The following is a 19,432-nucleotide window of genomic DNA, read 5'->3' on the forward strand; positions in this document are numbered from 1 at the left end:
CGTTTTTTATTGCGTCGTGAATCAGTGCATGACCGAGCGGGACTTAGCCCAGCAGGGTAGCCCAGCCTTCAACAACATCGCCGCCCCACTTGGCTTTCCACTCTTTCAGAGTCTTGTGATTGCCACCTTTGGTTTCAATCACTTCGCCGTTATGTGGATTTTTGTATTGCTTGACCTTGCGTGCGCGCTTGGTCGTGGTAGTTTTTACGGCACCGCGTGGCGCTTTAACTTTCGATTCCGGATCCAGCAGCGCGATGATGTCACGCAGGGATTTGGAGTATTCGCCCATCAGGCTGCGCAGTTTGCCTTCGAATTCCAGCTCGGTTTGCAGTTTGTCGTCTTGGGACAGGTTCTTCAAACGGGCTTGCAGCTCTTTGATAGCTTCTTCGGTGGCGCGATATTCGTTGATCAGGGACATGTGGACATACCTTATGTAGGGCGCTGGGTGACAAAAATAGTGGCCCAATAATAATCAGGCGGTTTGCTTAAGTAAACATTTAAGGCCGGATTTATGTAATTTATATTCTTTATTTGCGATGTGCGGTTGTGAGCGAGTTAATTAATACCGATCTACGGGGCTTAAGAAAGTCGCTTTAAATCTCATCTAACAGCTGTTTGTATGTGAATGTTTACAGGCCACAGCCCTGTGCGATTAAGGGGGGCGTGGCACCGCTGGGTGCAATGAGCTTGAGGAATACTGCAGTTTTTCTGCGTAATCGCTAGAATGGCGACCTTTGCGAAGTTCTGGAGTTTCCCCCTAATGCGCACTTTTCGTCTGGTGATTGCTTGCCCGGACCGGGTCGGTATCGTTGCTAAAGTCAGTAACTTCCTGGCCTCCCACAACGGCTGGATCACCGAAGCGAGTCATCACTCGGACAATCTCAGCGGTTGGTTTTTTATGCGTCACGAGATCCGTGCCGACACGCTGCCCTTTGGTCTCGAGGCTTTTCGTGAGGCGTTTGCACCTATCGCCGAAGAGTTTTCGATGACTTGGCGCATCGCCGACACCGAGCAGAAAAAACGCGTGGTGTTAATGGCCAGCCGCGAATCTCATTGCCTGGCGGACTTGTTGCACCGTTGGCACAGCGATGAGCTCGATTGCGAAATCGCCTGCGTGATCTCCAACCATGATGATCTGCGCAGCATGGTCGAGTGGCACGGCATCCCGTATTACCACGTTCCGGTCGACTCGCAGAATAAAGAGCCGGCCTTTGCCGAAGTCTCACGTCTGGTCAAGCAGCACGAGGCCGATGTGGTGGTGCTGGCGCGCTACATGCAGATCCTGCCGCCGGAACTGTGCCGCGAATACGCCGGCAAGGTGATCAACATTCATCACAGCTTCCTGCCTTCGTTTGTCGGTGCCAAGCCCTATCACCAGGCCTCCCTGCGGGGCGTGAAGCTGATCGGCGCGACGTGCCATTACGTCACCGAAGAGTTGGACGCAGGCCCGATCATCGAGCAGGACGTGGTCCGTGTCAGCCATAGTGACAGCATTGAAGATATGGTGCGATTCGGTCGTGATGTCGAGAAGATGGTTCTGGCCCGTGGCCTGCGCTATCACTTGGAAGACCGGGTCCTGGTGCATGGCAACAAGACTGTGGTGTTCTGATTGATCTGTAGTGATTGAAGAACAAAGGGCCTGGGCGTTTAATCGCTTCAGGCCCTTTTTCTTAATCTCGGATAGGAGGATCGGATGATGAGTGATCCTTTGGATAAAGCCACATCCAGAGCACCTGCAACGTTGGGGGAGGGCTGTCTGAGTCGGTATGACCCGGATGCCCTCGATGCCGAGGACGGCACCGAGTTTCCCGGCGCGGCGCGGTTGTGGGAGCAGTTACAGCAGGCTGCGGAGCCAGCGGCGTCAGGACCTCACGGCAAGCTCGGCCCTGATACGGTTTAAATACCAGCCTCTCAAAGACCTTGAAACGGGCTGAGTTTAAATACGGAAACTGCCTACCAATTGCTTCAATCGTGACGCTTGCTGCTCCAGGTCAGAGCAGGCGCGCAAGGTCGACTGCAGGTTTTCGACGCCCTCCTGATTGAGTGTGTTGATTTCGGTAATGTCCATGTTGATCGACTCCACGACAGAGGTCTGTTCCTCAGTGGCGGTGGCAACAGACTGGTTCATGCCGTCAATCTCGCTGATGCGCTGGGTGACGCTGGTCAGGCGCTCGCCCGCAAGGTTGGCGATTTCCACACTGTCGAGGCTATGGCGCTGGCTTTCGCTCATGGTACTGACGGATTCCCGAGCGCCTACTTGCAGTTCTTCGATCATCTTTTGCACCTGTTGCGCCGACTCTTGCGTGCGGTGTGCCAGGTTACGCACCTCGTCGGCTACCACTGCGAAGCCGCGCCCGGCTTCCCCGGCTCGTGCTGCCTCGATGGCCGCATTTAGCGCCAGCAGGTTGGTTTGCTGGGAAATACTGGTGATGACCTCGAGAATCTGCCCGATGTTTACGGTCTTGCTGTTGAGCGCTTCGATGTTACTGCTCGAGGTGCTGATCATCGCTGACAACTGGTTCATTGCCTTGATATTGCGCTCAACCACTTGCTGGCCGTCCTCGGCCAGATGCCGGGCATCGCTGGCCTGGTGAGAGGCCTGGGCGGCATTGCGTGCGATTTCCTGGGCGGCGGCCCCCAGTTCGTTGATCGCTGCGGCAACGCTGCTGGTTCGGTTGGCCTGCTCGTCGGAGTTGATCATCGACGAGTTGGACGCGCTGACTACGCGCAATGCCACTTCATTGACTTGTCCGGTAGCCGAGGATACTTCGCGAATCGAGGTGTGAATCCGTTCTACAAAGCGATTGAAGGCCTGGCCTAGAATGCCGAACTCGTCGTGGTTCTGGATATTCAGGCGGCGCGTCAGGTCGCCTTCACCGTCGGCGATGTCTTCCATGGCGCGGGTCATGACATGCAGCGGTTGCAACAGCACACGGATCAGCATACCCAGCAGGGCGATGATAATCACCACCGCAATAATGGTGGCGATAATGGCTGATGAGCGGAATTCGCTGAGCATGGCGAAGGATTTATCTTTATCTACCGACAGGCCGATGTACCAATGTACTGAAGGCAGGCCCTTGATCGGGGCAAAGGTGACGATGCGAGTCTTGCCATTAACCTCGACTTCGCTGAAGTCTTCGCTGATTTTCGGGGTGTGCGTCGGGTAGACCTCGCTTAGAGCTTTCATCACCAGGTCTTTATCCGGGTGTACCAGCACTTTACCGTCGGCACTGACCAGGAACGCATAGCCCATGCCACCGAAGTCCAGCGCGGCGATGTTGTCCACCAGGGTTTGCAGGCTCAGATCGCCACCAACCACGCCCACACTTTGCCCGGCCTTGCTGCTGGGGGTGGCGATGGAAATGATCAATTGCCCGGTGGCAGCATCGATATAGGGCTCGGTCAGGGTTGAGCCGTTGCTGCTCTGGGCACCTTTGTACCAGGGCCGGACACGTGGATCGAAGCCATCGGGCATCTTGGCATCGGGGCGGATGGTGAAGCCACCGCTGCTGTCACCCAGGTAGGTGGCCATGAACGATGTTGTCAGGGACTTCTGCTCCAGCAAGCTGGCAACTACCGCCGGCTGCGGATTGATGGCGATGTTTTGTGCGGCGTTTTCTACCAGGACAATGCGTCCGGCGAGCCAGGTTTGGATGTTGCTGGCGGTGACATCACCCATCTCGTGCAGATAGTTGTCGAGGTCGTTGCGAATCGCATTGCGTTGCAGGTAGTCGTTGTAAAAGGTAAACAACGCGAAAGCGGCAATGACGATAAGGGCAGCTGCAAGCAGGATTTTGTGGCTGAAGCGCAGATTTTTATTCATGGCTTGTCGTGTCCGCTAAGGTCTTAGTGTCCGAAGCGCGCTCTTATGTAAACGCGCAAAATGGCAGCGTTGAAAAAAGTGTGATATTTCCATCTGCTCCTGCAGGAACTATCCGGTCTGTTTTCAAGACCTTTTTGGTCTCTCGCTTTGTGTGTATCGACCGTGCAGCGCCAAAGATTAACCATGGGTGACAAAATGCCTGACTCATCGCAACTCCTGATTGGTGCAGACCTCAACGTTCAGCCGATCGCCCAGGCCATGCGCCTGGCTAACCGCCATGGCTTGATCGCCGGTGCGACAGGGACGGGCAAGACCGTGACCCTGCAACGCCTGGCGGAAGCATTCAGTGACGCTGGCGTCGCGGTATTCGCTGCGGATATCAAGGGCGACCTGTGTGGCCTGGGTGCCGCAGGCAACCCTCAGGGTAAGGTGGCCGAGCGAATTGCCGGCATGCCGTTCTTGAACTACACGCCTAAGGCATATCCGGTGACGTTGTGGGATATCCACGGTCAGTCTGGACATCCACTTCGCACGACTTTGAGTGAAATGGGCCCGCTGTTGCTGGGTAGCCTTTTGGAGCTGACGGACAGTCAGCAGTCGACCTTGTACGCCGCCTTTAAAGTGGCGGATCGCGAGGGATTGTTGCTGCTGGATCTCAAGGACCTCAAGGCGCTGCTCAATCACCTCAAGTTTCATCCGGAACTGTTGGGTGATGACGCGGCCCTGATGACCACCGGTTCCAGTCAAGCGTTGCTGCGACGCCTGGCGGTGCTGGAACAACAAGGGGCAGAAGCCCTGTTCGGCGAGCCGGCGCTGCAACTGGAAGATATTCTGCAACCGGCCAGCGACGGCCGCGGACGTATTCATCTGCTGGATGCGAGCCGCCTGGTGCACGAGTCTCCGAAGGTCTACGCCACCTTTTTGCTGTGGTTGCTGGCGGAACTGTTCGAGCAACTGCCAGAGCGTGGCGATGCCGAAAAGCCTCTGCTGGCGCTGTTTTTCGATGAAGCGCACTTGCTGTTTGCCGACACGCCCAAGGCGTTGCAGGAACGTCTGGAACAGGTAGTGCGGTTGATCCGCTCCAAAGGTGTCGGGGTGTATTTCGTCACCCAGTCGCCTGGCGACTTGCCGGATACCGTGCTGGCGCAACTGGGATTGCGAATCCAGCACGGCCTGCGGGCGTTCACCACCAAGGAACAGAAATCCCTGAGGGCAGTGGCCGATGGCTTCCGGCCGAACCCGGCGTTTGATGCCCTGGCAGCGCTGACCGAGCTTGGGACAGGCGAAGCGTTGGTAGGTACCTTGCAGGAAAAAGGTACGCCAGAGGTAGTCCAGCGGGTGCTGGTGGCGCCGCCGCAGTCGAGAATCGGTCCGTTGACCGAGGCCGAGCGGGCGGCGTTGATCGCCAGCTCGTCGCTATTGGGCCGCTATGACAAGCCGGTTGATCGGGAATCGGCTTACGAAGTGCTGATGGCACGCAAAGCGCTGGGACCTGAAGCTGGCGCCCCGGCGGCGGCTGAAGAGCCGAGTTTTACCGACAAGGCCGGAGCGTTTCTGGGAACCACCGCGGGCAAGGCTCTGAAGTCAGCGATGCAGCAAGCGGCGAATCAGATGGGCCGGCAGTTGGTGCGCGGGCTGCTGGGGTCTTTGCTGGGCGGTAGCAAGCGCAAATAGCCATCACATTGTGGGAGCGTGTCACTTCAGGCCTTGGGTTTGGCATGACTGGCCAATCGCTCCAGCGCCGCGCGCAACTTCGGGTCGCTGATCCCATCTGCTGTCGCTTGGATCGTCTCGGCGGCATTTACCGACAGGTCCATCGTATGCCCCACCGCACCTTGCTGTACGGTGGGTGGCTGAACCTTGAACTGGATGCGCGTCAGGCTGGCGAACACATCAAATGCCTGCAACTGGCGCTGCAAACGTTTTTGCTGATAGCGCAGGCGAGTCGCCCAATGCCCGTCGGTGACAATCAGCAGCAGGGTACCTTCGCGCCATGAGGCTACATGGCAGTGTTCTCGGGCCGCAGGTTGCAATTGGCTTTCCAGCAGGCGTTGCAGCTGGCCCAAGCGTTGCGCGTGACCAAAGATGGCTTTCAGGGGCTTGGCTTCGCGAAGCAACACGGCGGGAGCACGGGCCGTAAGTGGGCGAAATGCCATGATCAGACACCTTAAGTAACAGAGCAGCCATGGTAGCAGAAAGTGCCTGCGTCACTGCGCCCATTGCTTTGGCGGCAGTTTGTCCATTAAATCAATAAGTAACTTCTCGCCCCTATGGGTTGAAGTTCAGGAAAAAGCCCTTATTTTAAATAAGCCCTCCCAGAGAGCTGAGCCAGCATCGCGCAACAACGCCACTTTCTTCACCCACGTTTCCGGGTAGAATACGCGTTCGCATGCGGCCGTGAGGGCTGCTCGGGCCACTCACGGTGCGCCCTCCATCCCTAAGTGTGGAAGAACCTGCCGATATGTTTGCGCCTTTGTTAAAGAAACTTTTTGGAAGCAAGAATGAGCGCGAAGTCAAACGCATGCTCAAGACGGTGCAGCTGGTCAATGCCTTCGAAGAGCAGATGGTTGCCCTGTCGGACGAGCAGTTGCGCGCCAAGACCGAAGAGTTCAAGGCCCGCATAGCCAAAGGTGAAACCCTCGACAAGCTGCTTCCCGAAGCCTTTGCGGTAGCCCGCGAAGCCGGTAAGCGCGTCATGGGCATGCGCCACTTCGACGTTCAGTTGATCGGTGGCATGACCCTGCATGAAGGCATGATTGCCGAGATGCGTACCGGTGAAGGCAAGACTCTGGTAGCGACCCTGGGCGTTTACCTCAACGCGCTGTCCGGCAAGGGCGTGCACGTTGTGACGGTGAACGACTACCTGGCCCGCCGGGACGCCAACTGGATGCGCCCGCTGTATGAGTTCCTCGGCCTGACTGTTGGCGTGGTAACGCCGTTCCAGCCGCCGGAAGAAAAGCGTGCCGCCTACGCTGCCGATATCACCTACGGCACCAACAACGAATTCGGTTTTGACTACCTGCGCGATAATATGGCGTTCAGCATGGAAGAAAAATTCCAGCGTGAACTCAATTTTGCCGTGATCGACGAAGTCGACTCCATCCTGATCGACGAAGCCCGTACCCCGCTGATCATCTCCGGCCAGGCAGAAGACAGCTCGCGCCTGTACACCGAGATCAACAAGCTGATCCCACGCCTTGAACAGCACATCGAGGAAGTGGAAGGCGTAGTGACCAAAGAAGGTCATTACTCCATCGACGAGAAGACCCGCCAGGTTGAACTCAACGAAGCCGGTCACCAGTTCGTCGAAGAAATGCTGACCCAGATCGGCCTGCTGGCTGAAGGCGAGAGCCTGTACTCGGCGCATAACCTGGGCCTGTTGACTCACGTCTATGCTGGCCTGCGTGCTCACAAGCTGTTCAATCGCAATGTCGAATACATCGTCCAGGACGGCCAGGTCGTGCTGGTCGACGAGCACACCGGTCGTACCATGCCCGGTCGTCGTTTGTCGGAAGGCCTGCACCAGGCCATCGAAGCCAAGGAAGTGCTCAATATCCAGGCCGAGAGCCAGACATTGGCATCGACCACCTTCCAGAACTACTTCCGTCTGTATAACAAGCTTTCTGGCATGACCGGTACTGCTGACACCGAAGCGTTCGAATTCCACCAGATCTACGGTCTGTCGGTGATGGTTATCCCGCCGAACAAGCCGCTGGCCCGTAAAGACTATAACGACCTGGTGTTCCTGACCGCCGAAGAGAAATACGCGGCCATCGTCGCTGACATCAAGGAGTGCATGACCCACGGCCGCCCGGTGCTGGTGGGTACCGCCACCATCGAAACGTCAGAGCACATGTCCAATCTGCTCAACAAGGAGGGCATCGAGCACAAGGTCCTCAACGCCAAGTTCCACGAAAAAGAAGCCGAGATCATCGCCCAGGCTGGTCGTCCAGGTGCGCTGACCATCGCCACCAACATGGCCGGTCGTGGTACCGACATCCTGTTGGGCGGCAACTGGGAGGTTGAAGTAGCTTCGCTCGACAACCCAACCCCTGAACAGATAGCCCAGATCAAGGCCGATTGGCAAAAACGCCACCAGGCAGTGCTGGAATCCGGTGGTTTGCAGGTGATCGCCTCCGAGCGTCATGAATCGCGTCGTATCGATAACCAGTTGCGTGGTCGTGCCGGCCGCCAGGGTGACGCCGGTTCCAGTCGTTTCTACCTGTCCCTGGAAGACAGCCTGATGCGCATCTTTGCCTCGGACCGGGTGAAGAACTTCATGAAGGCCCTGGGCATGCAGTCCGGTGAAGCGATCGAGCATCGCATGGTGACCAATGCCATCGAAAAGGCCCAGCGCAAGGTAGAAGGTCGCAACTTCGATATTCGCAAGCAGTTGCTGGAGTTCGATGACGTCAACAACGAACAGCGTAAAGTGATTTATCACATGCGTAACACGTTGCTGGCCGCCGACAACATTGGCGAAACCATTGCCGATTTCCGCCAGGACGTGCTCAACGCCACTGTTTCCGCGCATATCCCGCCACAATCCCTACCTGAGCAGTGGGATGTCGCAGGCCTGGAAGCTGCGTTGAAGAGCGATTTTGGAGTCGACTTGCCCGTCCAGCAATGGCTCGACGAAGACGATCATCTGTACGAAGAAACCCTGCGCGAAAAACTGATGGCCGAGCTGCTGGCTGCTTATAACGAGAAAGAAGAGCAGGCGAGTGCCGAAGCCCTGCGCACTTTCGAGAAGCAAATCGTTTTACGCGTGCTGGACGACCTGTGGAAAGACCACCTGTCGACCATGGACCACCTGCGTCATGGTATCCATTTGCGTGGCTACGCCCAGAAGAACCCGAAGCAGGAATACAAGCGCGAGTCGTTCACGCTGTTCTCCGAGTTGCTGGATTCGATCAAGCGCGATTCGATTCGTGTGCTGTCCCACGTTCAAGTACGCCGCGAAGACCCGATCGAGGAGGAAGCGCGCCTGCGTCAGGAAGCTGAAGCCCTGGCTGCGCGTATGCAGTTCCAGCATGACGAGGCACCTGGTCTTGACGAACCGCAAGTGTTGGGCGAAGAGGTTGACGTAGCCCAGGCACCAGTACGCAACGAGCAGAAGCTGGGCCGCAACGAGCCGTGCTGGTGCGGTTCGGGCAAGAAGTTCAAACACTGCCACGGCGAAATCAACTAAGATTTTCGCCTGAAGCTGCAACACCCTGCGCCGCGACCGGCCTCAGCCGTCGCGGCGTTTTGCCATTATTTCTCCGTCGATGACGACGGCACAGACATCACATTTTCTAAGGAGCGCATTCATGGCTGTTGGTCTTGGTCCTTTGCCTACGCTGCACCCGGTAGCCGGTTTTGAACTCGGTATTGCTTCGGCCGGCATCAAGCGCCCGGGGCGCAAGGATGTGGTAGTGATGCGCTGTGCCGAAGGTTCTACCGTTGCCGGTGTATTTACTCTGAATGCATTCTGCGCAGCGCCGGTTATCCTGGCCAAGCAACGTGTAGAAGGCCCTGTGCGTTATCTGCTGACCAACACCGGCAATGCCAACGCCGGTACCGGCGAGCCGGGCCTGGTCGCTGCTGCCCGTACCTGCGCCAAACTGGCGGAGCTGACAGGGGTCGATGCCAACCAGATCCTGCCTTACTCCACTGGAGTGATCGGCGAACCGCTGCCGGTGGAAAAGATCGAAGGCGCGTTGCAAGCGGCGTTGGACGACCTGTCCGAGAATAACTGGGCAGCCGCCGCCACCGGGATCATGACCACTGACACGTTGCCCAAGGGGGCGAGCCGTCAGTTCGTATATGAAGGTGTCACCGTTACCGTCACCGGCATCAGCAAGGGTGCTGGCATGATCCGTCCGAACATGGCGACCATGCTTGGCTACATCGCCACCGACGCCAAAGTCTCCCGTGACGTGCTGCAAAACCTGATGCTGGACGGTGCCAACAAATCGTTCAACCGCATCACCATCGACGGCGACACGTCGACCAACGACTGCTGCATGTTGATTGCGACCGGCAAGGCCGACGTGCCGCAAATTACCTCTTCCAACGGCCCGCTGTTCGCCGCGTTGAAGCAAGCAGTGTTCGAAGTGTGCATGGACGTGGCCCAGGCCATCGTGCGCGATGGCGAAGGCGCGACCAAATTCGTAACTGTCGAAGTCAATGGCGGCGGCAATTACCAGGAGTGCCTGGATGTCGGTTACACGGTGGCTCATTCGCCGCTGATCAAGACGGCGCTGTTTGCGTCCGATCCCAACTGGGGTCGTATTCTGGCAGCCGTCGGCCGTGCCGGCGTACCGAGCCTGGACGTCAGCAAGATCGACGTGTTCCTGGGCGAAGTATGCATCGCGAGCAAGGGCGCTCGCGCCGAGACATACACCGAGGCCCAGGGTTCGGCGGTGATGCAACAGGAAGAAATCACCATACGTATCGAATTGGGTCGCGGCGATTGCAGCGAGACTATCTGGACCACCGATCTGTCCCACGAGTATGTGAAGATCAACGCCGAATACCGCACCTGATACGTCAGTCGCGGGCAGGGCTGCGCGGCGGCCCTGTCATTCAAGGTTTGGTTGGAGGACGTAGTACGGTGAAACGAGTTCATGTAGCAGCAGCGGTTATTCGTGGTAGTGGTGGCAGGATTCTGCTGGCGCGCCGCGCAGACACCCAGCATCAGGGTGGCCTCTGGGAATTTCCCGGCGGCAAGGTGGAGGCCCATGAAACAGTCGCTACGGCGCTGGCTCGAGAGTTGCTGGAAGAGTTGGGCATCCAGGTCACTGCGGCGCGACCGTTGATCAAAATTCAGCATGACTACCCGGACAAGCAGGTGTTGCTGGATGTCTGGGAGGTTTCGGCGTTTACCGGTGAGCCCCATGGCGCGGAAGGGCAGCCTCTTGAATGGGTAATGCCGCGGGACTTGTCGAACTACGAATTTCCGGCGGCGAATGCACCTATCGTCGCGGCGGCTCGTTTGCCCGCCGAGTACCTGATCACGCCCGGCGAACTGGAAACACCGACATTGTTACGCGGAATTCAGCAGGCGATTGCTAGCGGTATCAAGCTGGTGCAACTACGCGCGCCCAACGGCTACGACCCGAAATATCGGGACTTGGCGGTAGACGCTGTAGGCCTGTGCGCGGGCAAGGCGCAGTTGATGCTCAAGGGGCCGTTTGAATGGCTGGGTGATTTTCCCTCCGCGGGCTGGCACATGACGTCGGCACAACTGCGCAAGTACGCCAGCAAGGGACGGCCGCTGCCCAAGGATCGCTGGCTGGCGGCGTCTTGCCATAATGCCGAGGAGCTGGCGCTGGCCGAATTGATGGACGTGGATTTTGTCACGCTATCGCCGGTGCAACCGACCCAGACCCATCCCGATGCGCAGCCGTTGGGTTGGGAGCAGGCCAAGCAGTTGATCAGTGGGTTCAGCAAGCCAGTCTTTCTCTTGGGCGGCGTCGGACCTGCTGAGCGTGAAATAGCCTGGGAAGCCGGTGCTCAAGGTGTAGCGGGGATTCGGGCGTTTTGGCCTGAGGCCAGATAAAACAATACAAAATCCAGCAGAATGTCAGTGCGGCTTAGCCGCCGCCTGCCACAAAACCTCTGCAACCCCCTGGCGCTTGGCAATCACCCGCGCTGCAACAAACAGCAAGTCCGACAGCCGGTTGATATACGCCAGCCCCACACCTTCCAACGGTTCGATCGCATTCAACTGCTGGCACCTGCGTTCCGCGCTGCGGGCCAGGCTGCGACACACGTGGGCCTGGGCAATGAGCGCGGAACCGCCCGGCAAAATGAAGTTCTCCAGCGGCCCGACCTCCTCATTCCAGCGATCAATCGCCGCTTCCAGTCGATCAACTTCCCCTGCATTCAGCGCTTTATACACCGGCATCGCCAACTCGCCACCCAAATCGAACAAGCGGTGTTGGCAGGGCGCCAGCACTTCGATGACGTCTTCCAGCCCAGGGTGCTTGCCGCTCTGTTCCTCAAGGCCAGCCAGCAGCAACCCCAGCTGACTATTGAGCGTGTCGACTTCGCCAATGGCTTCTACCCGCGGATGATCTTTGGGCACGCGGCGGCCGTCACCCAGGCCGGTCTCGCCTTTATCGCCGGTGCGGGTGTAAATCTTCGACAGGCGAAAGCCCATGATCAATGCTCCTGTTGAATGAATGCTTGAGGGGGGAACTGGCTGCCCGCCAGCGGCAGGCGTAAGGTGAAGCATGTGCCCTGGCCCGGAGTGGAGTGAACTTCCATCTGGCCTTTGTGGTTATTGGTAATGATGAAATAGGACACCGACAAGCCGAGCCCGGTGCCCTGGCCAATCTCCTTGGTCGTGAAAAATGGCTCGAATGTGCGTTTGCGTACGTTCTCGCTCATCCCGATGCCATTGTCTTCGACCTGAATCTCTGCCCACGGAGGATTGAGCCGGGTCCGCAGGATGATGCGCCCTGGCTCGCTGTCATCTGCGCGCAGGTGGATGGCCTGGGCTGCGTTTTTCAATAAGTTGAGCAGCACTTGTTCCAGTTCGTTGGCGGTGCCGGGTACGGGGCCCAGTTGCGGATCGAACTGGCGAATGATCGCCTGGCCTTTGAAGTCGAAACCAATGGCCAGGTCAAAGTCGTTACCGGCAATTTCTACCGCCTGGTCGATCAGGGCCGGCAAGTCGCAGGGCGCCATCTGGCGATTGCTGCGACGGCTGAAACTGAGCATATGGGTAACGATCTTCGCGGCACGGGCGCCGGCCTGCTGGATGCCGTCAAGCAGCTGCGGGACTTCGCGGCTTTGCAGATAGCGGTTGACCGTGTCCAGCTCAACCCCCACCTGCTCGGCGTGTTCCAGGTTCTTCGGCAGCTCTGTCGACAAGCGCCGGCGAATGTTCTGCACGTTGTGCAGGATCGCACCGAGCGGGTTATTGATTTCGTGGGCCATGCCGGCGGCAAGACCGCCGACCGATAGCATCTTCTCCGATTGCACCATCATTTCCTCCAGCGACAGACGCTGGGTGATGTCATCGATCCGGATGACTACGCCACGTCCGGCACCACCTGTAAGAGGATAGAAGGTCAGGGCATAGTGCCTGGGCTCATCGTCCTTGATCCAGGTGACACGCTCGATGCGTTCCACGGTGTGTTCCTCTACCGTGGCCTTGAGTTGGGGCAGGTAAGGCTTGAGCGGTTCGAAGGCGAGGAAGATCGGTTGGTTCAACGCCTCGGCCAGACGGGTGCCAGACAAGGCGCTGGCTTCCTGGTTCCACTGGGTCACATAGAGTTGTTCGTCCAGGGCGATCAGCGCCGATGGCATGGAGTCGATGATGCTGTTGAGGTAGTTTTGAAACCCGGTGAGTTTCTTCTCTATCTTGCTGCGCACCTGAACTTCCAGCTCCAGCTTGCGGTTGGTGTGTCGCGTTTCCTCGGCCAGGCCTTGAGCCTGGTCATAGGCGGCCTGGGAATCGTCGCGCGCGCGTTTGAGCTGCTGTTCGCGGGCTTCAATGCGTGAAAGCATGGTATTGAATGCTTCGGCCAGGCTACCAATCTCGTCACGGTTGCCTCGACTGGCACGCAGTGCGTAGTTCTCTTCCCGGGTGACCTGGCGCGACAGCTCTTCCAGCTCATAGATGGGGCGGGTGATCAGGCGTTTGATCTGCCGGGCAATGACCAGCCACAGCAGCACGCTGAAGATCAGAATGCCGAGGCTGGCGGTCAGGGTGCCGGTGTAGAAGGCGGTCGGCAGTTCGCTACTGGCCACCAGGAGCAAGTGCCCCGAGGGCTGGCCGGGGCGAGGCAGGGTAATGACCTGGTTGCTGCGAAACTCGGTGACCTGCCAGGCTTGGATGTGTCGATAATTGTCTGGCAGGTGCAATTGGTCTCCTTGTTGCAGCTGTGCCAGGCGATTGCCATCGCTGTCATACAGTGCCGCTGCCCGAAGTGGAGAATAACTGGTCAGCTCGTTGAGCAAGGCCTTGGCCTGGGCGGGAGAGTCCAGAGCCTGGGCGGCGAGGGCCGGGTTGGACACCAGGCGACCGATAGCCTGCAAGGCTTGGGGCGCCATACTTTCCTGGGATATCCAGTAGGCCGCACTGATAAAGGTCAGGTTGGCCACCAGCAGTACGGTGGTCAGGAGCACCAGCAGTGCCGCCAGCAGTTTCTGTCCAACTGGTAGATTTTCGAGGCGCTGGCGCAGAGGCATCGGGGTTTTCACAGGCAAGGAACAAGCTGGCAGGGTAGCGCGTGCCTCAGTCGATGGGCAATCTGTGTGCGTCCAAGTGCTGCACCAGGCGCACCTGCAGTTGCTGCAGGTGCGGCAGGCTCAACTGATGGCGCAGGGCCACTCGACACGCATAACCGAGCAGATAGCTGATTTCAGTGCGCCGGCCATTGGCGACGTCCTGATACATCGACGAATAATTGGCCGCGGTAGCCTGGATCACTCGTTCTACTTCGGCCTGTAGATTATGCGCGGCTGCCGGCTGACCACAGCGGTCCAGCAACTGGGTCAACTCGGAGCATAAGATCGCCACTTCACACCGGTGATCCTGCAGGCCTCCGTTACGACAGTGATGTATTACGGTCAGAGGATTGATCGCACAGTTGAGTGCCAGTTTTCGCCAGAGACGGGTGAGGATGTCGGTACTCCATTCATGGGCGATACCGGCGGCATGCAGATCCTCCAGCCACAGTGGGGGGGTGGGATGATTCACATCGCCCAGCCAGGTATAGCCATGACCGGCGAACACTACTCGCCATTCGCTTTCGCGATACGCTCCTTCGGTGCTGGAAGCGAATACGCAGCGAGCCTGGGGCAACTGCGCGGCGACGGCATCCTGGCTGCCCAGCCCGTTTTGCAGCAGGATCAGTTCTGCATCCGGGGCCAGGCGATGAGCCAGTTGTGCGACTGCACCCTGTGCGTCGTAGGCCTTGCACGCTACCAACAGGCGATGAATCAGGCCGGGGCTGTCGGCGGTTTCACCGATGACCGGGTACGTGTGGGCTTGACCCTGTTCAACCAGAGTTAATCCTGATACTGCCTGGTAGCTTGCCAGGCGAGAGCGATCGCGCAGTATCAGCCTCACCGGCAGTCCGGCGCGTGTCAGGCGGGTAGCCCACAGTGTCCCGAGACTACCGGCGCCAAGGACGTGCCATAGGGTTGACATCAGTTTTGCTCCACAAGCCGCAGGGCGAGCCGAGCAGCTCACCGTAAAGAGTCGTTATAATGCGCGGGCATTTTACCCGCAAGCCAGGCGCGCTCCATCTCTATTGAGTCGCGCCCCTTTTTATTGGAGAGATTACATGCCGTCGTTCGACGTGGTATCTGAACTGGACAAGCACGAAGTCACCAACGCCGTCGAGAACGCCGTCAAGGAGCTGGACCGTCGTTATGATTTGAAAGGCAAGGGCAGCTTCGAGTTCAAGGAAAAGGACCTGACGGTCAATTTGACTGCCGAGGCCGACTTCCAGTTGGAAGCGATGATCGAGATCCTCAAGCTGGCTTTGGTCAAGCGCAAGATCGATGCACAGTGCCTTGAGGTCAAGGATGCCTACGCTTCGGGCAAGCTGATGAAGCAGGAAGCTGTGCTTAAAGAAGGGATCGACAAGGAGTTGGCGAAAAAAATCGTCGCCCATGTCAAGGATGCCAAACTCAAGGTCCAGGCCGCGATTCAGGGTGAGCAGGTGCGTATCACTGGCAAGAAGCGCGACGATCTGCAAGAGGCCATCGCGGCCCTGCGCGCCAAAACCTTCGATATGCCGTTGCAGTTCAATAACTTCCGCGACTGACCCGCTTGGGGAACCTGTGGGCGTTTTCGACGTCTCACGCCGCAGAACCTGCAGAAACGATTGAGCCCTTAGGGGCTCAATTGCTGTGGCGACCTTTATTGCAGCTGCACATCCGGCAAACAGGAGAATATAGATGGATTTGAATGCTGAAGTGGAACACTTGGTCAAGGCCTCCCAGGCCTGGATCCCGATGCTCATGGAATACGGCAGCCGGGTATTGCTGGCTGTCATCACCCTGGCGATCGGTTGGTGGCTGATCAACAAGCTGACCCATAAAATGGGGCGTTTGCTGGCCATGCGCAATGCGGATCTGGCGTTGCAGGGCTTTGTCACCAAGCTGTCGAACATTGTGCTGAAGATCATGCTGATCATCAGCGTGGCCTCCATGATCGGGGTGGAAACCACCTCTTTTGTCGCCGCGATTGGTGGTGCGACCCTGGCCATTGGCCTGGCGTTGCAAGGCAGCCTGGCGAACTTTGCCGGTGGCGTGCTGATCCTGCTGTTCCGTCCGTTTCGCATCGGCGACTGGATTGAGGCCCAGGGCACGGCGGGTACCGTTGATAGCATCCAGATCTTCCATACGGTGATTCGTACCGGTGACAACAAGACAGTGATTGTGCCCAACGGGATTCTGTCCAACGGGATCATCACCAATACCAACCGCCAGCCAACACGCAAAGTGATCTTTGACGTGGGCGTGGACTACGAGGCCGATCTGCAAAAGGCTCGTGAAGTTCTGCTTGAACTGGCAAGGGATTCACGAGTTTTGGTTGATCCTGAGCCGGTAGCGGTGGTTTCGACCTTGGGTGATAGCTCGATTACGGTATCCCTGCGGGCCTGGACGAAAACCGCGGATTACTGGGATGTGGTGTTCATGCTTAATGAAAAGGCCCGTGACAGGTTGAAAGCGGTCGGGATTGATATTCCGTTTCCACAACGGGTTATTCGTGTGATGCAGGAAACGGTTACCAATTAATAGTGAATATCGGGATTGAATTTGGCCGGGTGGTCAAGTTCGATTCGGCTGGTAAACTAGATAGTTAGCTTGCTAGTTTCATAATGCTATTAAAACTGCAATAAAAAAGCCTCTCACTTGCTATCAAGTGAGCGGCTTTTTTTAGAGCCCAAGCTCTAGTTCATCGTAGTAATTAACGCGTTAATTACAGGATGTTCAGCGGGTATTGCGCGATCAGACGCAGTTCGTCGATCGACGGCGAGCCGTAGTACACGCCATCACCGGAGCGGTAGGTGGCTTGACGTACGCGCAGGCTCAGGTCTTTTGCAGGACCTGCCTGAATCACGTACTTGGCTTCGAGGTCGCGTTCCCACTCTTTACCGTTCGAGGTGGTGGCGGTATTGGCGCCGCTACCTGTGATGTAACGGGCCATGAAGCTCAGGCCCGGAACGCCGAAGGTAGCCATGTTGATGTCATAGCGCGCCTGGTAAGACTTCTCGCCTTCGGCGTTGAAGTCCGAACGGGCGACCGAGTTGGCCAGGAACACCGTGCCGCCGCCGTCTACGCCATAGCCGTAGTCGCCGTCACCGGTAACTTTTTGAGCGGCCAGGGTGAAGGTGTGCGCGCCGATGGTGTAGGCGCCTTGCAAGCTGAACGCACGGTTATCAAGCTTGGTCGTGCCATCGTTGTAGGCGCGTTGCAGGCCTTGACCTTCGCTTTTGGTGTCGTAGATGTTGAAGTCGATGGCAAGGGACTGGTCGTCGCTCAGGGCGTGGGTCCAGTTCAGGTTGCTGTAGTACTTGCGGAAGTAATCTTCGGTCTTGGCGTAGTACAGGCTGCCGGTGAATTCCGGAGTGAACGAGTACACACCACCCACGAAGTCCGTCTTGGTCAGGCCCAGGCTGTCGTGGTAAGTCTGGCTTTGTGCGCGGGTTGCAGTGAAGTGACCGCCTTCAAGCTTCAGGCCCTTGATCTCGTTACTGGTGATCGAGATACCTTGCGGCAGTTCAGGAAGCAAGCGGCTGTCATCGGAAGCGAACACCGGCGCGGTGGTGTACTGGTCGCCCACTTTCAAGACTGTATCGGAGATACGGAACTTGATGGCGCCACCACCTTTGGAGTAATCATCCTGCGAACGACCGTCAGAGCCAGTCGGGAACAGACCGGTGCCGGCGCGGCCCTTGCCGCTGTCGAGCTTGACGCCCAGCAGGCCGATCACGTCGACGCCGACACCAACGGTGCCTTGGGTGAAGCCCGACTCGTACAGGGCGTGGAAGCCCAGGCCGGACTCTTCGGCACGGCTTTGAGTGCCCGACGGGTTGTTACGGAAATCGCGGCTGAAGTACAGGGCGCGAGTGTTGATGCTGAAAGTGCTGTCCTCAACAAAACCCTTGGATTCGTCTTGGGAGGACGCCATTGCGAACTGCGAGGTGCCTGCTGAAACAGCCAGGGCGATCATGCTCCACTTCATCACGCGCATCGTGATTTGCTCCTTTGGTTTTTAGGAAGAGTACTGCCGTCCCACCTGTATTTTTGTCTGGGCGGCTCTTTCTTTTTGGTGTCAGCGCAAATTTATAGCACGCTGGCAATATTGGCGATACTTGCCCATCTTTCCTTTCAGCTTCTTTACGAGGCTGTCGTAAATTGCTAGATCCGTGTCGCAAATTTACAGTCTGTGTGTAACCAGACTGACAACTTCAATGCTGTCCTTATTGCCTTGAATACAGCTGGTAATTAACCGATTCAAAGTTTCAAGACTTCCCTGAATGCACTGACTCACTATTGTTTTCTATCGTGAAACATCCGCTTCCTGTCGGGTGTCGTTGTCGACGATGTGGGTGGTAATGCAACAAGCGTGCACAAACCGGTAACTGAATGTCATTTTTTCGTGAAAAACCTTCAAGGATTGTGAAAACCGCATAAGCACGGGGTTTTTGCGTCGTTTGGTTTGGGCTTGGCGCGGGAAGGTCGCTGGTTTTTGGGGCGGCGAGCAATCGGCTTCCAGGAAAAACGTTACCGGTTGACCCCGGGATGTGAGTAGATGGTGGATGGGCGTTGCACGAAATGGGGCAGAAATGACTCATTTTGGTGCGTGTGCTGGTGGTGTCAGGGATTGCCCGTGAAGCAGCGATCATTCGCAGGTATGCTGGGCATCTGGAAAAATTCACTAGCCGAACGGAGTGACTGCAGTGTTCGCCTTGGATCCACGTCTGCAAAATGACACGCTGCCTATCGGGGACTATCCTCTGTGCCGGTTGCTGCTGTGCAACGACTCTAATTATCTCTGGCTGATCCTGGTGCCGCGTATTGATGGCATCAGCGAAGCGTTTGAGCTTGATGCCGCCGATCAACAGCGCCTATGGCAAGAAACCACGGCTTTGGCGCAGGTAGTTCATCAGGGTTTCGCTGTCGACAAGATGAACATTGGCGCGCTGGGTAATGTGGTCAGTCAACTGCATGTGCATGTCATTGCGCGCAAGCGTGATGATGCGGCATGGCCTGCACCGGTCTGGGGCAAGCATCCGGCAGTGCCCTATATACCGGAGCAGGTAGCGGCTATTGGTGCCCGTCTGCGCGAGCTGTTGCCCGCCGATTTCACTTTTACCCAGGATTGAACCATGGACCTGCAAGATCGGGTGACGGACCTTGAAAGCCGCTTGGCTTTTCAGGACGACACCATAGAGACGTTGAACGACATTCTGGTGGCCCAGCAGCGCGCGGTAGAGCGTCTGCAATTGCAGATGAGCGCTTTACTCAAGCGTCAGGAGGAGATGGGCGGGCAGTTCGAATCTTCCGAAGAAGAAGCCCCGCCGCCTCATTATTAAAATGCCCGGAAGATGTCCGGGCAAAAAAAACCGCGATGCCAGCAAAAGCTGC

17 protein-coding genes and 1 pseudogene are annotated in these 19,432 nt (G+C 57.4%); 10 read left to right on the plus strand and 8 right to left on the minus strand.

What is annotated here, in order from left to right; translation table 11 throughout:
* Positions 1–43 precede the first annotated feature (43 nt).
* Complete coding sequence (gene mvaT / locus OQ460_RS05740) at positions 44–418, minus strand: histone-like nucleoid-structuring protein MvaT (protein ID WP_410020907.1); 375 nt, start codon at positions 416–418, stop codon at positions 44–46.
* Between the two features lie 342 nt (positions 419–760).
* On the opposite strand from mvaT, the gene purU reads away from it, so the two are divergent.
* On the plus strand, positions 761–1,609 hold the full coding sequence (gene purU, locus OQ460_RS05745; RefSeq protein ID WP_410020908.1) for a formyltetrahydrofolate deformylase: 849 nt from the start codon (positions 761–763) through the stop codon (positions 1,607–1,609).
* A gap of 87 nt (positions 1,610–1,696) precedes the next feature.
* The gene (locus tag OQ460_RS05750; RefSeq protein ID WP_410021934.1) at positions 1,697–1,900 is read left to right on the plus strand and encodes a hypothetical protein; all 204 of its coding nucleotides are present in this window, start codon (positions 1,697–1,699) and stop codon (positions 1,898–1,900) included.
* Between the two features lie 36 nt (positions 1,901–1,936).
* On the opposite strand, the gene OQ460_RS05755 is transcribed toward OQ460_RS05750, so the two are convergent.
* Positions 1,937–2,701: a methyl-accepting chemotaxis protein gene (locus OQ460_RS05755; RefSeq protein WP_410021935.1), complete on the minus strand. Its 765-nt coding sequence runs from the start codon at positions 2,699–2,701 to the stop codon at positions 1,937–1,939.
* A 93-nt stretch (positions 2,702–2,794) separates the two neighbouring features.
* A pseudogene (locus OQ460_RS05760) lies at positions 2,795–3,826 on the minus strand (cache domain-containing protein); the annotation flags it as partial.
* A gap of 195 nt (positions 3,827–4,021) precedes the next feature.
* Here OQ460_RS05760 and OQ460_RS05765 point away from each other — a divergent pair.
* Entirely contained in the window at positions 4,022–5,500 is a 1,479-nt protein-coding gene (locus OQ460_RS05765) for a helicase HerA-like domain-containing protein (protein WP_410020909.1), read from the plus strand.
* 26 nt (positions 5,501–5,526) lie between these two features.
* Here OQ460_RS05765 and OQ460_RS05770 read toward each other — a convergent pair whose 3' ends face one another.
* Positions 5,527–5,982 (minus strand): DUF721 domain-containing protein, encoded by a 456-nt coding sequence (locus tag OQ460_RS05770; protein ID WP_410020910.1) that lies wholly within the window; start codon positions 5,980–5,982, stop codon positions 5,527–5,529.
* A 305-nt stretch (positions 5,983–6,287) separates the two neighbouring features.
* Here OQ460_RS05770 and secA point away from each other — a divergent pair, with 305 nt between their 5' ends.
* The 3 genes from secA to OQ460_RS05785 all read left to right on the plus strand — a co-directional run bounded on the left by secA (position 6,288) and on the right by OQ460_RS05785 (position 11,372).
* Positions 6,288–9,017: a preprotein translocase subunit SecA gene (gene secA, locus OQ460_RS05775; RefSeq protein ID WP_410020911.1), complete on the plus strand. Its 2,730-nt coding sequence runs from the start codon at positions 6,288–6,290 to the stop codon at positions 9,015–9,017.
* 121 nt (positions 9,018–9,138) lie between these two features.
* A complete protein-coding gene (argJ, locus tag OQ460_RS05780; protein ID WP_410020912.1) occupies positions 9,139–10,356 on the plus strand; it encodes a bifunctional glutamate N-acetyltransferase/amino-acid acetyltransferase ArgJ in 1,218 nt (405 codons plus the stop codon).
* 68 nt (positions 10,357–10,424) lie between these two features.
* Positions 10,425–11,372, plus strand: coding sequence for a Nudix family hydrolase (locus OQ460_RS05785; protein WP_410020913.1), 948 nt, complete (start codon positions 10,425–10,427; stop codon positions 11,370–11,372).
* A gap of 24 nt (positions 11,373–11,396) precedes the next feature.
* Here OQ460_RS05785 and OQ460_RS05790 read toward each other — a convergent pair whose 3' ends face one another.
* Genes OQ460_RS05790 through OQ460_RS05800 form a run of 3 tightly spaced genes read right to left on the minus strand, consistent with a single transcriptional unit; the run spans position 11,397 to position 14,978 of the window.
* Entirely contained in the window at positions 11,397–11,975 is a 579-nt protein-coding gene (locus OQ460_RS05790; RefSeq protein ID WP_410020914.1) for a cob(I)yrinic acid a,c-diamide adenosyltransferase, read from the minus strand.
* A gap of 2 nt (positions 11,976–11,977) precedes the next feature.
* Positions 11,978–14,014, minus strand: a complete 2,037-nt coding sequence (locus OQ460_RS05795; RefSeq protein ID WP_410020915.1) for a sensor histidine kinase — start codon at positions 14,012–14,014, stop codon at positions 11,978–11,980.
* Between the two features lie 46 nt (positions 14,015–14,060).
* Positions 14,061–14,978: a putative 2-dehydropantoate 2-reductase gene (locus OQ460_RS05800; RefSeq protein ID WP_410020916.1), complete on the minus strand. Its 918-nt coding sequence runs from the start codon at positions 14,976–14,978 to the stop codon at positions 14,061–14,063.
* A 136-nt stretch (positions 14,979–15,114) separates the two neighbouring features.
* Here OQ460_RS05800 and OQ460_RS05805 point away from each other — a divergent pair, with 136 nt between their 5' ends.
* Both OQ460_RS05805 and OQ460_RS05810 read left to right on the plus strand, forming a co-directional pair.
* Positions 15,115–15,600, plus strand: a complete 486-nt coding sequence (locus OQ460_RS05805) for a YajQ family cyclic di-GMP-binding protein (protein ID WP_410020917.1) — start codon at positions 15,115–15,117, stop codon at positions 15,598–15,600.
* Between the two features lie 133 nt (positions 15,601–15,733).
* Positions 15,734–16,576 carry a mechanosensitive ion channel family protein gene (locus tag OQ460_RS05810; protein WP_410020918.1) on the plus strand — a complete coding sequence of 281 codons (843 nt, stop codon included), beginning with the start codon at positions 15,734–15,736 and terminating at the stop codon, positions 16,574–16,576.
* 184 nt (positions 16,577–16,760) lie between these two features.
* On the opposite strand, the gene OQ460_RS05815 is transcribed toward OQ460_RS05810, so the two are convergent.
* Positions 16,761–18,035: an OprD family porin gene (locus OQ460_RS05815; protein ID WP_410020919.1), complete on the minus strand. Its 1,275-nt coding sequence runs from the start codon at positions 18,033–18,035 to the stop codon at positions 16,761–16,763.
* Between the two features lie 709 nt (positions 18,036–18,744).
* Here OQ460_RS05815 and OQ460_RS05820 point away from each other — a divergent pair.
* Both OQ460_RS05820 and OQ460_RS05825 read left to right on the plus strand, forming a co-directional pair.
* Positions 18,745–19,170, plus strand: a complete 426-nt coding sequence (locus OQ460_RS05820) for an HIT domain-containing protein (RefSeq protein WP_410020920.1) — start codon at positions 18,745–18,747, stop codon at positions 19,168–19,170.
* Positions 19,171–19,173: 3 nt separating this feature from the next.
* Entirely contained in the window at positions 19,174–19,380 is a 207-nt protein-coding gene (locus tag OQ460_RS05825) for a SlyX family protein (protein WP_410020921.1), read from the plus strand.
* The last annotated feature ends 52 nt before the right edge of the window (positions 19,381–19,432 follow it).

It is taken from the genome of Pseudomonas imrae (genome assembly GCF_046352735.2).
GTDB classification, from domain to species: Bacteria; Pseudomonadota; Gammaproteobacteria; order Pseudomonadales; family Pseudomonadaceae; genus Aquipseudomonas; species Aquipseudomonas imrae.

Bases quoted from the DNA above. Each gene is read 5' to 3' on its own strand.
- mvaT (WP_410020907.1), bottom strand. From the start codon at position 418: ATGTCCCTGATCAACGAATATCGCGCCACCGAAGAAGCTATCAAAGAG.
- purU (WP_410020908.1), top strand. From the start codon at position 761: ATGCGCACTTTTCGTCTGGTGATTGCTTGCCCGGACCGGGTCGGTATC.
- OQ460_RS05750 (WP_410021934.1), top strand. From the start codon at position 1,697: ATGAGTGATCCTTTGGATAAAGCCACATCCAGAGCACCTGCAACGTTG.
- OQ460_RS05755 (WP_410021935.1), bottom strand. From the start codon at position 2,701: ATGATCAACTCCGACGAGCAGGCCAACCGAACCAGCAGCGTTGCCGCA.
- OQ460_RS05765 (WP_410020909.1), top strand. From the start codon at position 4,022: ATGCCTGACTCATCGCAACTCCTGATTGGTGCAGACCTCAACGTTCAG.
- OQ460_RS05770 (WP_410020910.1), bottom strand. From the start codon at position 5,982: ATGGCATTTCGCCCACTTACGGCCCGTGCTCCCGCCGTGTTGCTTCGC.
- secA (WP_410020911.1), top strand. From the start codon at position 6,288: ATGTTTGCGCCTTTGTTAAAGAAACTTTTTGGAAGCAAGAATGAGCGC.
- argJ (WP_410020912.1), top strand. From the start codon at position 9,139: ATGGCTGTTGGTCTTGGTCCTTTGCCTACGCTGCACCCGGTAGCCGGT.
- OQ460_RS05790 (WP_410020914.1), bottom strand. From the start codon at position 11,975: ATGGGCTTTCGCCTGTCGAAGATTTACACCCGCACCGGCGATAAAGGC.
- OQ460_RS05795 (WP_410020915.1), bottom strand. From the start codon at position 14,014: ATGCCTCTGCGCCAGCGCCTCGAAAATCTACCAGTTGGACAGAAACTG.
- OQ460_RS05800 (WP_410020916.1), bottom strand. From the start codon at position 14,978: ATGTCAACCCTATGGCACGTCCTTGGCGCCGGTAGTCTCGGGACACTG.
- OQ460_RS05805 (WP_410020917.1), top strand. From the start codon at position 15,115: ATGCCGTCGTTCGACGTGGTATCTGAACTGGACAAGCACGAAGTCACC.
- OQ460_RS05810 (WP_410020918.1), top strand. From the start codon at position 15,734: ATGGATTTGAATGCTGAAGTGGAACACTTGGTCAAGGCCTCCCAGGCC.
- OQ460_RS05815 (WP_410020919.1), bottom strand. From the start codon at position 18,035: ATGCGCGTGATGAAGTGGAGCATGATCGCCCTGGCTGTTTCAGCAGGC.
- OQ460_RS05825 (WP_410020921.1), top strand. From the start codon at position 19,174: ATGGACCTGCAAGATCGGGTGACGGACCTTGAAAGCCGCTTGGCTTTT.